This window comes from Streptomyces sp. NPDC006552 (assembly GCF_040611655.1).
GTDB lineage: Bacteria > Actinomycetota > Actinomycetes > Streptomycetales > Streptomycetaceae > Streptomyces.
The window spans coordinates 18485-33688 of record NZ_JBEXOS010000067.1 but is presented as its reverse complement, the minus strand read 5'-3'; the positions used below and the strand labels follow the sequence as shown (position 1 = coordinate 33688).

Below are 15204 nucleotides of genomic sequence, written 5' to 3'. Positions count from 1 at the left end.
GTCCGCTGCGGCGGTTTCGTGCGCCCCGGGGGGCGCGTGGGACGCGGGGGTTTGCGGGATCTCGGGGCTCTCGGGGGTCATGACGGATCTCCCGTGGTCTGGGGCGGCACGCCGCCGAAGCGGCGGTCACGGCGCCGGTAGGTGTGCAGGCAGGCAAGGAAATCGGGGGCGCGGAAATCCGGCCAGAAGACCTCGGGGAAGATCCATTCGGCGTAGGCCACCTGCCAGAGCATGAAGTTGGAGATGCGCTGCTCGCCGGAGGTGCGGATGACGAGGTCCACGTCGGGGGTGTCGGGGAACGGCAGATGGTTCGCGAAGAGCCGCTCGGTGACCTCCTCGGCCGGTGTCCCACTGCGGATGAGCGATCTGGCGGCCTCGACGATGTCCTGGCGTCCGCCGTGGTCGAAGGCGACGGTCAGCGTCATGCCGCGGTTGCCGGCGGTCACCGTCGCCAGGTCCTCGAAGTCGCGGGCCAGCGCGCGGGGGATGCGGGGGTCCGCGGCGCCGAGGAAGCGGCAGCGGATATTGCGGGCGAGCAGCAGCGGCGCGTGCTTGCGCACCACCTGTCGCACCAGGCGCATCAAGTAGTCGACCTCTCCGCCCGGCCGGTTCCAATTCTCGGTGGAGAAGGCGTACAGGCTCAGCCAATCGACCCCGGCTGCCCGGGCCGCCTCGATGATGTCGATGACGGTGGTCTCCGCGGCACGGTGGCCCGCGGTGCGGGGGAGTGCGCGCCGCTGGGCCCACCGGCCGTTGCCGTCCATCACGCAGGCCACGTGCCGCGGCACCGCACGCGCCGTCACGGCCACCCCGCATCGCTCATCCACGTGCCCTTTCGCAGGCTCCCGTCACCGGAGTCTGACGGAGCCGAAGGGGATCGGCCGCCGAACGGGCGGGCCGTCACCCTTGACTCATCTGCCCGATTACCCGGCCGTGGGGGAGGCCGTGGCCCGTGACCGTCACCGGGACACAGGCGCGACGGGAAGAGTCTTCCAAGAGACAGTAAGAAATCTGCAATCCAGTATCTGAATATTGCGCTCCGGCGTCGAAGTCATTACGGTCCCCCTTGCGCCGACACCGCCGCTCCTCTCCGCGCCGGCTCCTGCGCCCCGCGCTCAGCCCCGTGCTCCACCGCTCACTGATCCGCAGCTCCAACGCAGCGTTGCGTCCGGCCCGCGGTGCCGACGGCCCGATCCGGCTTACCCGTCCCCCCAAGGAGCTCAGGTGGTTCAGTCGTTCAGAGGTCTCAGACGGTGGCTCGCCCTGACGGTGAGCGCCTCGACGCTGGTGGCCGCAGGCGCGTTCGCGGCCACCGCGCCCGCGTCCGCGGCGGCGTCCGCGGCGACCGGCGGCACCGGCGCCGATCTGCCCTACGTCGAAGTGCAGGCGGAGAACTCCGCCACCAACGGCACGGTGATCGGGCCGAGTTACACCCAGGGCCAGCTCGCCGACGAGGCCTCGTACCGCAAGGCCGTGACCCTCAAGGGCAGTGGCCAGTACGTCACCTTCACCACCCCGGTCGCCACCAACTCGTTCGACTTCCGCTACAGCATCCCGGACACCGCGGGCGGTTCGGTCTACACCGCTCCGCTGTCGCTGTACGTGAACGGCGTCAAGCAGAGCGACTTCACCCTCACCAACGCCTACAGCTGGTACTACGGCAGCTACCCCTTCACCAACACACCGGGCAGCAACCCGCACCACTTCTACGACGAGGCGCACCGCCTCTTCCCGACGACCTACCCGGCCGGTACCACCTTCCAGCTGAAGGTCGACGCGAACGCCACCGCCTCCTCGTACACGATCGACCTCGCCGATTTCGAGCAGGTCGGCGCGGCTCTCACCCAGCCCTCCGGCTCGGTCTCCGTCGTCGCGCAGGGCGCGGACGCGAGCGGTGTCAAGGACTCGACCGATGCCTTCAACTCCGCCGTCCGGGCAGCCGGTTCGGGGGGCACGGTCTGGATACCGCCGGGCACGTTCAAGATCCCGGGCCACATCGCGGTCGACGACGTGACCGTGGCCGGGGCCGGCATGTGGTACTCGACGGTCACCGGCGCGGCCCCCGGTTTCTACGGCAAGTCGGCGCCGTCACCGAGCACCGACGTCCACCTCCGGAACTTCGCGATCTTCGGCGACGTACAGGAACGCGACGACAGCGCCCAGGTCAACGCGGTCGGCGGCGCGATGAGCAACTCGTCCGTGTCGAACCTGTGGATCGAGCACGTGAAGGTCGGCGCCTGGATGGACGGGCCGATGGACAAGCTGACGCTCAGCGGGCTGCGCATCCGCGACACGACCGCCGACGGCGTCAACTTCCACGGCGGCGTCACCAACTCCACGGTCACCAACAGCGACATCCGCAACACCGGTGACGACGCCATCGCGACCTGGGCCGACTCCGCGCTCGGCGCCGACGCCTACGACACCATCTCCCACAACACCGTCCAGCTGCAGATCCTCGCCAACGCCATCGCCATCTACGGCGGCCACGACAACACCGTCAGCGGCAATCTCGTCAAGGACACCGGGCTCGCGCAGGGCGGCGGCATCCACGTCGGCCAGCGCTTCAACTCCACCCCCGTGGGCACCACGACGATCTCCGACAACACGATTGTGCGGGCGGGAAGCCTCGACCCGAACTGGCAGTTCGGCGTCGGCGCTCTCTGGTTCGACGGCAGCCAGGGCGCCATCACCGGCCCGGTCAACGTGACCAACGCGCTGATCCAGCAGAGCCCGTACGAGGCCGTGCAGTGGGTCGAGGGGACCATCAGCGGCGTCAACCTCAAGAACGTCACCATCCAGGGCACCGGCACCTTCGCTCTACAGGAACAGACCGGTGGCGCGGCCGGCTTCACGAACGTCACGGCGACGGGCGTCGGCGCCTCCAGCCCCGTCTACAGCTGCGAGGGCGACAACTTCAAAGTCACCGACGGCGGCGGCAACTCCGGCATCAGCGGCACCCCGGTCTGCGGCCCCTGGCCGGCGCCCGACTACCCGCCCTACCCCGCCGAGGGCGTCAGCGCCTCACCGGGCGCCCTCGACTTCGGCGCCGTGGCGAGCGGGGCGACCAGCGCCCCGCAGACGGTGACCGTCTCCAACCCGACCGGCTCGGCCGCCGCCGTCTCCTCCATCGCGGCGAGCGGCGACTTCGCCCAGACCAACACCTGTGGCTCGGCCATCGCCGCGCACGGCTCGTGCACGGTGAGCGTCACCTTCAAGCCGGCCGCGACCGGCTCCCGCAGCGGCACGCTGACCGTGAACGCGGGCGGCGTCACCGACACCGTGGCCCTCTCCGGCACCGGCACCGCGCCGGGCCCGGTCGTCTCGGCCGCACCGGGCAGCCTCTCGTACCCGGCGACCGCCGTCGGCGCCACGGCGACCGCGCAGACCGTCACCCTCACCAACTCCGGCACCAGCGCGGCCACCGTCTCCTCGGTCGCGGCGAGCGGTGACTTCACGCAGACCAACAACTGCACGTCCATCGCGGCCGGCGGCTCGTGCGCGGTGACCGTCACCTTCAAGCCCACCGCCGGCGGTCCCCGCACCGGCACCCTCACCGTCAGCGGCAACGCCAACAACAGTCCCACCAAGGTGTCCCTCAGCGGCACCGGCGTCGACAGCTCCACCAACATCGCGGCCGGCCGCAGCGCGTCCGCAAGCGCCAGCAACAGCCCCTACGTCCCCGGGAACCTGACCGACTCCGACGCCTCCAGCTACTGGGAGAGCGCCACCTCCTTCCCGCAGTGGGCGCAGGTCGACCTCGGAAAGTCCTGGAGCGTCGGCAAGGTCGTCCTCAAGCTGCCGCCGTCCGCCGCCTGGGCCACCCGCTCGCAGACCCTGTCGCTCCAGGGCTCGACGGACGGCTCCTCCTTCACCACCCTCAAGGCAGCGGCCGCCTACACCTTCGACCCCGCCTCCGGCAACACCGTCACCCTCACGTTCCCCGCGGCCAACGCCCGCTACGTCCGGGCCACCATCACCGCCAACACCGGCTGGGGCGCGGGCCAGCTCTCCGAGTTCCAGATCTTCCCCGGCGGCGGCACCTCACCGGCGGCCGGCCTCGACGCCTCACCGACCTCCCTGGCCTTCGCGAGCACGGCGCCCGGCGGCACCAGCGCCGCGCAGACCGTGCGGGTCACCAACTCCGGTGACGCGTCCGCGGCGATCTCCTCCGTGGCCGCCACCGGCGACTTCGCCCAGACCAACACCTGCGGATCGGCGCTCGCCGCCGGTGCCTCCTGCACCATCAGCGTCACCTTCAAGCCGACCGCGCCCGGCACGCGTACCGGCACCCTCACCGTCAACAGCTCCGCGGCCAACAGCCCGTTGACCGTGGCCCTGTCCGGTACGGGATCCGGCTCGGCCGGCACCAACCTCGCGGCGGGCCGCCCGACCTCCGAGTCGAGCCACGCCGACGTCTACCCGTCGTCCCACGTCACCGACGGCAGCCAGAACACATACTGGGAGAGCGCCGGCAACGCCTTCCCGCAATGGGTGCAGGTCGACCTGGGCGCGAACAGGAGCGCGAGCCGCGTCGTTCTCCAGCTCCCCGCGACCTGGGGGGCCCGCAGCCAGACCCTGTCCCTGGCCGGCAGCACCGACGGCACGACCTTCACCACCGTCAAGGCGTCCGCCGCCTACTCCTTCACCCCGTCCGCCGACAACACCCTCACCCTCACGTTCCCCGCGACGAGCCGGCGCTACTTCCGGCTGAACTTCACGGCGAACACCGGTTGGCCCGCCGGTCAGCTCTCGGAGTTCCAGGTCTGGGACTCCTGACGCCACCACCCCTGGCCCGGCGCCGCGCGCATGCGCCGGGCCGGGGGACGGGGCGTCAGCGGGGTGAGGCCAGCAGCGGATAGTGGTCGGAGAGGTCGGTGTAGGTGTAGATCTTGCCCCAACTCGACACGGTCCAAGGGGCGCTGTGCGCGGCGATCACCTCGTTGTCCCAGCGGGCCGGGCGGGCGTGCCCTTGCCTGAACAGCACGTGGTCGAGGTCCTCGCGCGGGTCGTCGGGGTAGCGGTAGCGGGCGACGGAGTTGTCCTGGGTGTCGAAGGAGTAGGCGTGTCCGGTACGGCTGTCGGGGGCCGCCAGACCGGCGTTCGCGAGCATCGAGGCGTACTCCGGGCCGTGCGAGTCGACGTTCATGTCCCCGGCGACGATCACCTCCTCGCCGGCGGGGATGCCGCGCGCGGCGAGGAAGGCCGCGATGGCCCGGAACTGCCCGGCGCGGTCGGCCTGCGCCTCACCGTCGCCGCAACCGGAGTCGGTCGACTGCGTGTGCGTCCCGACGACATGCACCTTGGCGCCGTTCACGTCGAGAACCGCGTAGACGAACCCCTTGTTCGACCACCGGTCGGAGCCGCAGGCGTCCTTGTAGACGTACTGCTCCTTACGCACGATCGGCCACTTGCTGAGGAGCGTGACGCCACCGTCCTCCGGCGTGGTCGAGGAGTACGCCCCGCTCGTGGCGTCCCACCCGCTCGTGCCGCGTCCGACGACGGGAGTCTGGTAGGGGTAGGCGCCGGACGCCGCGCGCTTGAGGATGTCCGAGGCGGAGTTGTCGAAGGCCTCCTGGAGTACGACGACGTCATTGCCCCGGAAGAACGACGCCCGGGGAATCTCGGTCGCGCGGTGCTCCTGACCCCAGTTGGGATACAGGGTCTGGCTCATCAGGAACGTGTTGTACGTCAGCACGCGCAGCGCTGGAGCCGCCGCCCCCGCATGGGCGCCGGGCGCCCCGGCCGCGACCGCGACCAAGGCGATGAACGCGGCCGGAAGGGTTTGGCGCAGGCGGTGGTGCGGGGGACGCGGCACGGCAACTCCTGGTGGTGGGGGCCTGTTGAGGTCGGTGGATCCCGGCCCGGGGTGCTAGAAGAACCCGAGCTTCTGTGGACTGTAGGAGACCAGGAGGTTCTTCGTCTGCTGGTAGTGCTCCAGCATCATCTTGTGGTTCTCCCGCCCGGTCCCCGACTGCTTGTAGCCGCCGAACGCCGCGTGTGCCGGGTACGCGTGGTAGCAGTTGGTCCAGACGCGGCCCGCCTGGATCGCGCGGCCCGCTCGGTAGGCCGTGTTCATGTCGCGGGTCCAGACGCCCGCGCCGAGGCCGTACAGGGTGTCGTTGGCGATGGTGATGGCGTCGTCGAAGTCGGTGAACGAGGCGACCGAGACGACCGGACCGAAGATCTCTTCCTGGAAGACGCGCATGCGGTTGGCGCCCTCGAAGATGGTGGGCTGGACGTAGTAGCCGCCCGCCAGTTCGCCGTCGTGCTCGACGCGCCGGCCGCCGGTGAGGACCTTCGCGCCCTCCTGCCGGCCGATGTCCAGGTACGAGAGGATCTTCTCGAGCTGGTCGTTGGAGGCCTGGGCGCCGATCATCGTGTCGGTGTCCAGGGGGTGGCCCGGCGTGATGGCCTCGGTGCGGGAGATGGCCGCTTCGAGGAACTCGTCGTAGTGGCCCTGCTGGATCAGCGCGCGGGACGGGCAGGTGCAGACCTCGCCCTGGTTGAGGGCGAACATCGTGAAGCCTTCGAGGGCCTTGTCGCGGAAGTCGTCGTCCTGGGCCCAGACGTCGTCGAAGAAGAGGTTCGGGGACTTGCCGCCGAGTTCGAGGGTGACCGGCTTGATGTTCTCGGACGCGTACTGCATGATCAGCCGGCCCGTCGTCGTCTCGCCGGTGAACGCCACCTTCGCCACCCGCGGACTGGACGCGAGCGGCTTGCCCGCCTCGACGCCGAAGCCGTTGACGATGTTGACGACGCCCGGCGGGATCAGGTCCGCGATCAGGCTCATCCAGAAGTGGATCGACGCGGGCGTCTGCTCGGCCGGCTTGATGACGACCGCGTTCCCGGCCGCGAGCGCCGGCGCCAGCTTCCACGTCGCCATCAGGATGGGGAAGTTCCACGGAATGATCTGCGCGACGACACCGAGCGGCTCGTGGAAGTGGTACGCGACCGTGTCGTCGTCGAGCTCCGAGAGGCTGCCCTCCTGGGCGCGGACGGCGCCCGCGAAGTAGCGGAAGTGGTCGATGGCCAGCGGGATGTCGGCGGCGAGGGTCTCCCGGACCGGCTTGCCGTTCTCCCAGCTCTCGGCGACGGCGAGCTCGTCGAGGTGCTGCTCCATCCGGTCGGCGATCTTCCACAGGACGTCGGCCCGGGCGCCGGGGGAGGTGCGGCCCCAGCCGGGCGCGGCGGCGTGCGCGGCGTCGAGGGCGCGCTCGACGTCCTCGGCGGTGCCCCGTGCGATCTCCGTGAACGGCTGCCCGTTGACCGGACTCGGGTTCTCGAAGTACTGACCGCGGGCCGGCGGCACGTACTCCCCGCCGATGAAGTGGTCGTAGCGGGCCTGGTAGGAGACGAGGGAGCCCTGCGTGCCGGGCGCGGTGTAACGGGTCATCGTGGCTGGCCTCCGGTGCGGGCCGCCCGCCGTCGGGCAGCCGTCCGCGCGGAAGGCTAGGCACCGGGACGTTGCGGCTACGTTGCGTACGGCGCGCGCTGCTCCTCGTCGAGCGCGGCGAGGCGGGCCAGGATCTGCGGGGTGGGGCGCGCCGCCGCCAGTGCCTGCCAGACGCCGAGGTCGTCCTCGCCCCACGGCGCGTGCGCCCAGTCCGCGAGCAGATCCGGGTCGCCGCGCGCGACCAGCGCCGCCCGCAGCCCGTCGGCCAGCCGGCGCCGGATCCGGGCCACCGCCGGGGCCCGGGAGGACGGGAGCAGCGGGCCCGCGTACGCGGCGGACGCCGCCGTCACCGCGCCCGAACCGAGCCGCCGCTCGACCGTCGTCAGGTCCGAGTCGACCGGTACGGCGAGGCGGTAGGGGCGCGAGGCCAGGACGTCGGGGCCCACCACCCGGCGCAGGCGGGCCAGTTCGGCCCGGAGCGTCACCGGCGTGACCGACTCGTCCTCGTACAGGCCGCACAGCAGTTCGTCGCCGGTCAGGCCCTCCGGGTGGTGGGAGAGGAGGACGAGCAACTCGCTGTGGCGGCGGCTGAGCCGGGTCTGCGCGCCGGCGCCGGTGAGCAGCAGCGCCTCGTCACGGCCGAGCGCGCTCAGGTGCAGGCGGGGTCCGGCCGCGGGACGGGGTACGAGCAGTGCCAGCTGGGACTCGGCGGCGCGCGCGACTGCCTGCACGAAGGCCAGGCTGTGCGGATGCGCGAGCCGGTCCCCGCCGGTGATGTCGACGGCACCGAGCAACCGCCCCGAGCGCGGATCGTGCACGGGGGCCGCGGCGCAGGTCCACGGCTGGACCCGGCGGATGAAGTGCTCGGCGGCGAACACCTGCACCGCCCGGTCCACGGCGACCGCCGTACCCGGCGCGTTCGTCCCCACCGCCGACTCCGACCAGCGGGCGCCCGGCACGAAGTTCATGCCGACCGCCCGCCGCCGGGTGGCCGGATGGCCCTCGACCCACAGCAGCCGGCCCTGTGCGTCGCAGACGGCCAGGAGATGTTCCCCGTCGGTGGCGAACGTGCCCATCAACTCGCGGAACAGCGGCATCACGCGGGCCAGGGGATGGTCCGCGCGGTACGCCCCGAGGTCGCCGTCGGCCAGCTCGACCGCCGCCGAGGCGTCCGGGCTGACGTGCGCGCCCGCCGACCGGCGCCAGGAGTCGGCGACGACCGGGCGCACCGGGTGGACGACCGTGCCGGTCTCGGTGAACCGGTCGTGGGCGCGGCGCACCGTCCGGACCCGCTCGCAGGGATCGGTGCCCGGTTCCAGTGCGACCCAGGGATCGGTCAACTCGGCCTCCAGGACGGCGATGCGGTGGGGCCATCGTCGCCCCGGTGGTGCCGGCCGACAAGGAGCGGGACACGGATCGCCCGAGGTGGCACATGCCGTCCGTGACGGGAACCGGGACCGCCCAGTGTCAGGAACGGGCCGGACCTCGGCCACGCCGCCCGGCTGCGGAGGGTGTCAGGCGAAGTTGACCATCCGGATGTAGCGCGACCAGTCCCAGTACGGGCCCGGGTCGGTGTGATCGGTCCCGGGCACCTCGACATGGCCGAGGATGTGCGCGCGGTCCATCGGGATGCCGTACCGCGCGCAGACCGAGGCCGTCAGGGCCGCCGACTTCTCGTACATGGCGTCGGTGAAGTACTCGGGCTTGTCGACCCAGCCCTCGTGCTCGATGCCGATGCTGCGGGTGTTGTAGCCCCAGTTGCCCGCGTGCCAGGCGACGTTCTTCTCGCGCACGCACTGGGCGATGTGCCCGTCGGAGGAGCGCACGAGGTAGTGGATGGAGACCTGCTTGGCCGGGTTCTGGAAGATCTTGACGGAGTCCGCGTACGTCTCCTGCGTGACGTGGATGATGACGCGGTCGACGCGGTAGGTCGACGGGCGGCTGGACACCGTGTAGTTGGAGGTGCTGGCGGGGACGGACTCGGCCGACGGGTAGTCGACGGCCGCGGCCTGGGCGCCGGCCCGGCCCGCGGGCAGCAGCACACCCGGGACGGCGGCCAGCGCACCGGCCTGGAGCAGACGGCGGCGGCTGGGGTGGGGGAGGTGTCTTGCGCGGTCCATGACGATCCTGCCTCTCTGGACGAACGGCATGACGACGGGCGTCGGACGGTGGGGGGAACCGGAGCGGGCGCGCGGCCGCACGGCGAGCGTTCTCGGGTCGGTTCGCCCGGCTCACGTTACGGGCCCCGCCGGGGAGGGCGGAAGAGGACGCGGCGCACCTGTGGACAACCCACGAGATGTGAACAACCGCACGTCAGAGGTCCGAACCACTGGCATCCGGAACGCGGAGTACGCGCCCGGAGCCCGCCGCGCGTCCACCGGCGCCGTACGTGCCTGACGCCCCGCAGGGCCCGCCCGGCGCCGTGTCACGCCTCCTGCGTCACGCCCATCGGATCGTCGAGCACCGCTCGCACCACGGAGTGCGCCGCGCCGAGCAGGGGGCCGTCCGAGCCGAACCGGGAGACGGCGACCCCGTCCGCGGGCGTCGCCGTACGGCGCGTCAACTCCCGCTCCAGGGACGGAAGCAGCCACGGCGCCAGGCGGGAGAGCGCGCCGCCCAGGACCACCGCGCGCGGGTCGAGCAGGTTCACCGCGCCGGTCAGCGCGATGCCCAGTGCGGTACCGGCGTCGCGCAGCGCGCGGCGGGTGTCCGCGTCGCCCGCCGCGGCCCGTTCGGCGAGCAGGTTCACCCGGTCCGCACCCGGTGCGACACCCGCCGCACGCAGCACCGCCTCCTCACCCGCGTACTGCTCCAGACAGCCGCGCCCGCCGCACGGGCAGGCCGGGCCCTCGGGGCGGACCGGCACATGGCCCAGCTCCCCGGCGAACCCGCGCGTGCCGCGCAGCAGGTGGCCGTCGACGACGAGGGCCGCGCCGATGCCGATCTCCGCCGACACGTGCAAGAAGTCGGCGGGGGCGTCGGTGGCGAGCCAGAGTTCGGCCAGAGCGCCGAAGTTCGCCTCGTTGTCGACGCGCAACGGGATGCCGTCCGGCAGCAGCGCGGCCACGTCCGTGTCGTGCCAGTCCAGGTTCGGGGCGCGGACGACGGTGTGGGTGCCGCGCGCGACCAGGCCGGGGACCGCGACGGCCAGCCCCGCGGGCCGCAGCCCCTCGGCGGTGGCTGCCTCGCTCACCTCGCGCACCAGCGCGGCGAGATCGGTCAGGACGGGGCGTGGCGCGCGCCCCCGGTTGCCGGTCCGCAACTCGGCGCGGGCCCGTACCTCGCCGCGCAGGTCCACCGCGCACACGGCGAGATGGTCGACGCCCACCTCGGCGCCGAGCCCGGCCGGGCCCCGGCCGCTGACCGCGAGCGCGGAGCCGGGGCGGCCGACGCCACCGGGCCGCTGCGGCCCCAGCTCCTCCAGCAGCCCCGCCCGGATCAGCTCGTCGACGAGCGTGGAGACGGCGGCCCGGGTCAACCCGATGTGCCCCGCCACCGCGGCCCGGGACAGCGGGCCCTCACCGGCGACCGCGTACATCACACGGGACAGGTTGCGGCGTCGCATGCCCTGCTGGGTGTCGGGCGTCCCCGGGCGGGGCCGGTGCAGTGGTGCGGTCATGGGGTCATGTTCCCAGTGAGTGTGCGGGGGGACGCGCGCAGGTCGGCCGGGCGGCCCCGACCGCGCGTCGGGTGGGCGGGCCGTCGTGCTCGGTGGGCGCGGGCCGGGTGGCGGGGCCATCGTGCTCGGTGGTCGTGCGTGGGGTGGTCGGGCCGTGGTGCCCTGTGGCCGCGTATCGGGTGGGCGGGTCGTCGTGTCCGGGAGCCGGGCAGCGGGTGGCCGACCGCAGCGCCCGCGGGCCACAGCGCCCCGTGACCGCGCACCGGGCGCCCGGGCCACCGCGCGCCCGGCGACTGAGCACCAGGCGGCTGGACCACCGGGCACCCGGCGACCGAGCACTGGGCGGCTGGGCCACCGGGCACCCGGCGACTGAGCACCAGGCGGCTGGACCACCGCGCGCCCGGCGACCGAGCCCCAGGCGGCCGGGCCACCGGGCACCCGGCGACTGAGCCCCAGGCGGCTGGACCACCGGGCACCCGGCGAACGAGCACTGGGCGGCTGGGCCACCGGGCACCCGGCGACCGAGCCCCAGGCGGCTGGACCACCGGGCACCCGGCGACCGAGCACCAGGCGGCTGGACCGCCGTGCCCCGCGACCACGCACCAGATGGCCAGACCACCGCATCCGGCGACCACGCACCGGGCGGGCCGGACCACCGCACCCCGCAACCGCGCACCGGGCGCCCGGGCCACCGCCGCCCCGCGAGCACGGGAACCCCGCCCCGCGACCCCAAGGGCCCCACCCCGCAATCGACAGAGCCCCGGCCCCCCTCCAACAACGAACCCCCTCACCAGCACCCCGCGACCCGCCCCCTCACGCCCCCTCCAACAACGACGCCGCCCCCGCCAACACCCCCGAAATCCGCTCCAGCGCCGCCTCGTCCCGCTGAACGGCGTCGAGGACCGGCCCCCGCGCGGTGTCCCAGCGGCGGGCGACCGCGGCCGGGTCCTCGCCGGTCAGCAGGCCCGCGGCCTGCGCGGCGGCGCCGAGGGCCACCAGTTCACGGGCCTCGGGGACCTGGACCGGCCGTCCCGACAGGCGTCGTACCGTCTGCTGCCAGGCCGTGCCGCGCGCGCCGCCGCCGATGAGCAGCAGGGGAGCGGTCCGGTCGGCGTCCTCGTCCAGGACCCGGTCGAGGGCGCCGAGCAGCGCGTGCACCGCCCCGTCGTACGCCGCCTGGAGCAGCTGTCCGCCCGTCGTGTCGTGCCGCAACCCCGTCAGCAGGCCGGAGGCATGGGGGAGGTCGGGGGTCCGCTCACCGTCCAGGTACGGCAGGATCGTGGCGCCGCCGCCCTCCTCGACCGCCTCGCGGTCGAGGCCGAGCAGGGCCGCGATCCGGTCCACGGCGAGGGTGCAGTTCAGGGTGCAGGCGAGCGGCAGCCAGTCCCCGTGGGCCGCGGCGAACCCGGCGACGGTCCCGCTCGCGTCCGTGGGCCGGCGCCGCGACACCGCGTACACCGTGCCCGAGGTGCCCAGGCTCAGCACGGGCGTGCCCGGCAGCAGCCCGAGGCCGAGCGCGGCCGCCGCGTTGTCCCCGGTGCCCGCGGCCACCAGCGTGCCCGGGGCGAAGGGGAGTTCGCCCGCGGCGGCGTGGACCGTGCCCGCGACCTCGCCGGGGCGGACCACCCTCGGCAGCAGCGCCGGATCGAGTCCGACCCGGCCGAGCACGTCCTCGTCGTAGGCCTCGGTCGCCGACGCCCACCAGCCGGTGCCGGACGCGTCACCGCGGTCTGTGGTGCCCGTGCCGGTCAGCCGGCCCGTCAGGTAGTCGTGGGGCAGCCGCACCGCCGCGGTCGCCCGGACGGCCTGCGGCTCGTGCTCGGCCAGCCACGCCCACTTCGCCACCGTGAACGAGGCGCCGGGCACGCTGCCGAAGCGCTCGGCCCACACCCGTGCCCCGCCCAGCTCGTCGGTCAGGCGCCGGGCCTGCGGCGCGGAGCGCACGTCGTTCCAGAGCAGCGCGGGGCGCACCGGCCGGCCGGCCGCGTCGAGCGTGACGAGCCCGTGCTGCTGCCCGCCGACGGAGACGGCCGCCGCCCGCCGCGCCGCGTCACCGCACTGGGCGAGCGCCGAGCACAGCGCGGCGTACCACTCCTCGGGGTCGCTCTCGCGGCCCGCGCCCGAGGTCACCGTGTGCGGCGCCTGCCCGCTGGCCACGACCGCGCCCGTGGCGGCGTCGACGACCAGGGCTTTCGTGGACTGCGTGGAACTGTCCACCCCGACGACGAAGGGTCCATCGGCAGCTGACATGCGGCTCTCCTGATCTTCCGGCGGTCCCGGGACCGGGACGTAGGCGAGAAGGTCCGATCCGGGCCGGCTCTTCCCAGCGGCGTGCCTGCATACTAATTTGTAAAGTGCCATGACGAAATAGGCGGGCGGCACGACATTGCCATGTCCGCGAACGGCGAGGGAGCCGCAAGATGACGTACCAGCCCACCCCCGAGGACAAGTTCAGCTTCGGTCTGTGGACCGTCGGCTGGCAGGGACGCGACCCGTTCGGCGACGCCACCCGGCCCGCGCTCGACCCGGTCGAGTCCGTGCGGCGCCTGGGCGAGCTCGGCGCGTACGGCGTCACGTTCCACGACGACGACCTGATCCCCTTCGGGTCCTCCGACACCGAGCGCGAGTCCCACGTCAAGCGCTTCCGCCAGGCCCTGGACGCCGCGGGCATGGTCGTGCCGATGGCCACGACGAACCTCTTCACCCACCCGGTCTTCAAGGACGGCGGCTTCACCGCCAACGACCGCGACGTACGCCGCTACGCGCTGCGCAAGGTGATCCGCAACATCGACCTCGCCGCGGAACTGGGCGCGAAGACGTACGTCGCCTGGGGCGGCCGCGAGGGCGCCGAGTCCGGCGGCGCCAAGGACGTGCGCCTCGCCCTGGACCGGATGAAGGAGGCCTTCGACCTCCTCGGCGAGTACGTGATCGAGCAGGGCTACGACCTCAAGTTCGCCATCGAGCCCAAGCCGAACGAGCCGCGCGGCGACATCCTGCTGCCCACCGTCGGGCACGCCCTCGCCTTCATCGAGCGCCTGGAGCGCCCGGAGATGTACGGCGTCAACCCGGAGGTCGGCCACGAGCAGATGGCGGGCCTCAACTTCCCGCACGGCATCGCCCAGGCCCTGTGGGCGGGCAAGCTCTTCCACATCGACCTCAACGGCCAGCACGGCACCCGCTACGACCAGGACCTGCGCTTCGGCGCGGGCGACCTGCGCGCCGCGTTCTGGCTCGTCGACCTGCTGGAGACCGCGGGCTACGAGGGCCCCCGGCACTTCGACTTCAAGCCGCCGCGCACCGAGGACTTCGACGGCGTCTGGGAGTCCGCCGCGGGTTGCATGCGCAACTACCTGATCCTCAAGGATCGCGCGGCCGCCTTCCGCGCCGACCCCGAGGTGCAGGAGGCGCTGCGCGCGTCCCGCCTGGACGAACTGGCGCAGCCGACCGCTGCCGACGGGGTCGCCGCGCTGCTCGCGGACAAGAGCGCGTACGAGGAGTTCGACGTCGAGGCCGCCGCCGAGCGCGGCATGGCGTTCGAGCGCCTCGACCAGCTCGCGATGGACCACCTGCTGGCCGCGCGCGGCTGACCCACCGTCCGAAGTCACGCCAGGGGGTCGCGCGCCGGCCCCCTGGGCGAGGAAGCTGGGGGCATGTCCGCGCCCCCGCCGCCCCCGCACCAGCCACCTCCGCCGCCCAGTGACCGGCCGCCCCGGGGCGGCGGGTTCGGCCCGCCCCCCGGCGGGCCGTTCGGCGCTCCGCCGCCCCCGGAGCCCCCGCGCCCGGGGCCGCGCCGCCCGTACGTGTGGATCGCCGTACTGCTCGCCGCCGTGGTGATCGTCGGCGTCGTCGTGCTCGTCATGACACGCTCCTCGGACGGCGACGACAAGCCCTCGCCGGACGGGAGCAGCCGCACCGGCGCGCCCTCACCGTCGCTGAGTCTCCCGAGCGAGCTGCCGAGTGAACTCCCCAGCGCGGTGCCGAGCAAGCTGCCGAGCGAGCTGCCGTCAGGTCTGCCGACCGAGCTGCCGAGCGAACTGCCCAGCGCCTTCCCCAGCGGCCTCCTGCCCAGCGACGTCGCATCCCTGCTGCCCGAACAGGACGGCCCCTGAGCCACCCCGGACACGGGCTTCGCGCGTCGCACCGCCCGAGGGTCCGTTCCGGGGATCGTTCTGAGCGCAGATGATCGATA

10 protein-coding genes are annotated in these 15204 nt (G+C 73.2%); 3 read left to right on the top strand and 7 right to left on the bottom strand.

Features of this window, described 5'->3' with window-relative positions; all coding sequences use genetic code 11:
- Positions 1-77: 77 nt before the first annotated feature.
- On the bottom strand, positions 78-803 hold the full coding sequence (gene uppS / locus ABZY33_RS29620) for a polyprenyl diphosphate synthase (protein ID WP_356494769.1): 726 nt from the start codon (positions 801-803) through the stop codon (positions 78-80).
- A gap of 421 nt (positions 804-1224) precedes the next feature.
- Between uppS and ABZY33_RS29615 the strand changes: the two genes are divergently transcribed.
- Entirely contained in the window at positions 1225-4779 is a 3555-nt protein-coding gene (locus tag ABZY33_RS29615; RefSeq protein ID WP_356494768.1) for a choice-of-anchor D domain-containing protein, read from the top strand.
- 55 nt (positions 4780-4834) lie between these two features.
- On the opposite strand, the gene sph is transcribed toward ABZY33_RS29615, so the two are convergent.
- The 6 genes from sph to xylB form a co-directional block, all read right to left on the bottom strand.
- Positions 4835-5818 carry a sphingomyelin phosphodiesterase gene (gene sph, locus ABZY33_RS29610; protein WP_356494767.1) on the bottom strand — a complete coding sequence of 328 codons (984 nt, stop codon included), beginning with the start codon at positions 5816-5818 and terminating at the stop codon, positions 4835-4837.
- A 54-nt stretch (positions 5819-5872) separates the two neighbouring features.
- Positions 5873-7396, bottom strand: a complete 1524-nt coding sequence (locus ABZY33_RS29605; protein WP_356494766.1) for an aldehyde dehydrogenase family protein — start codon at positions 7394-7396, stop codon at positions 5873-5875.
- Positions 7397-7473: 77 nt separating this feature from the next.
- Positions 7474-8736 carry a GAF domain-containing protein gene (locus tag ABZY33_RS29600; RefSeq protein WP_356494765.1) on the bottom strand — a complete coding sequence of 421 codons (1263 nt, stop codon included), beginning with the start codon at positions 8734-8736 and terminating at the stop codon, positions 7474-7476.
- 174 nt (positions 8737-8910) lie between these two features.
- Positions 8911-9516, bottom strand: a complete 606-nt coding sequence (locus ABZY33_RS29595; RefSeq protein WP_356494764.1) for an N-acetylmuramoyl-L-alanine amidase — start codon at positions 9514-9516, stop codon at positions 8911-8913.
- A 305-nt stretch (positions 9517-9821) separates the two neighbouring features.
- On the bottom strand, positions 9822-11015 hold the full coding sequence (locus ABZY33_RS29590; protein ID WP_356494763.1) for an ROK family transcriptional regulator: 1194 nt from the start codon (positions 11013-11015) through the stop codon (positions 9822-9824).
- An 813-nt stretch (positions 11016-11828) separates the two neighbouring features.
- Positions 11829-13265 carry a xylulokinase gene (gene xylB / locus ABZY33_RS29585; RefSeq protein WP_356494762.1) on the bottom strand — a complete coding sequence of 479 codons (1437 nt, stop codon included), beginning with the start codon at positions 13263-13265 and terminating at the stop codon, positions 11829-11831.
- Positions 13266-13435: 170 nt separating this feature from the next.
- On the opposite strand from xylB, the gene xylA reads away from it, so the two are divergent.
- Together xylA and ABZY33_RS29575 are read left to right on the top strand one after the other, a co-directional pair.
- Complete coding sequence (xylA, locus tag ABZY33_RS29580) at positions 13436-14602, top strand: xylose isomerase (protein WP_356494761.1); 1167 nt, start codon at positions 13436-13438, stop codon at positions 14600-14602.
- A 63-nt stretch (positions 14603-14665) separates the two neighbouring features.
- Complete coding sequence (locus ABZY33_RS29575) at positions 14666-15124, top strand: hypothetical protein (protein WP_356494760.1); 459 nt, start codon at positions 14666-14668, stop codon at positions 15122-15124.
- Positions 15125-15204: the final 80 nt, after the last annotated feature.

Coding starts and splice junctions, on each gene's coding strand:
- ABZY33_RS29590 (WP_356494763.1), bottom strand. CDS start 11,015: ATGACCGCACCACTGCACCGGCCCCGCCCGGGGACGCCCGACACCCAG.
- ABZY33_RS29595 (WP_356494764.1), bottom strand. CDS start 9,516: ATGGACCGCGCAAGACACCTCCCCCACCCCAGCCGCCGCCGTCTGCTC.
- xylA (WP_356494761.1), top strand. CDS start 13,436: ATGACGTACCAGCCCACCCCCGAGGACAAGTTCAGCTTCGGTCTGTGG.
- ABZY33_RS29605 (WP_356494766.1), bottom strand. CDS start 7,396: ATGACCCGTTACACCGCGCCCGGCACGCAGGGCTCCCTCGTCTCCTAC.
- ABZY33_RS29575 (WP_356494760.1), top strand. CDS start 14,666: ATGTCCGCGCCCCCGCCGCCCCCGCACCAGCCACCTCCGCCGCCCAGT.
- xylB (WP_356494762.1), bottom strand. CDS start 13,265: ATGTCAGCTGCCGATGGACCCTTCGTCGTCGGGGTGGACAGTTCCACG.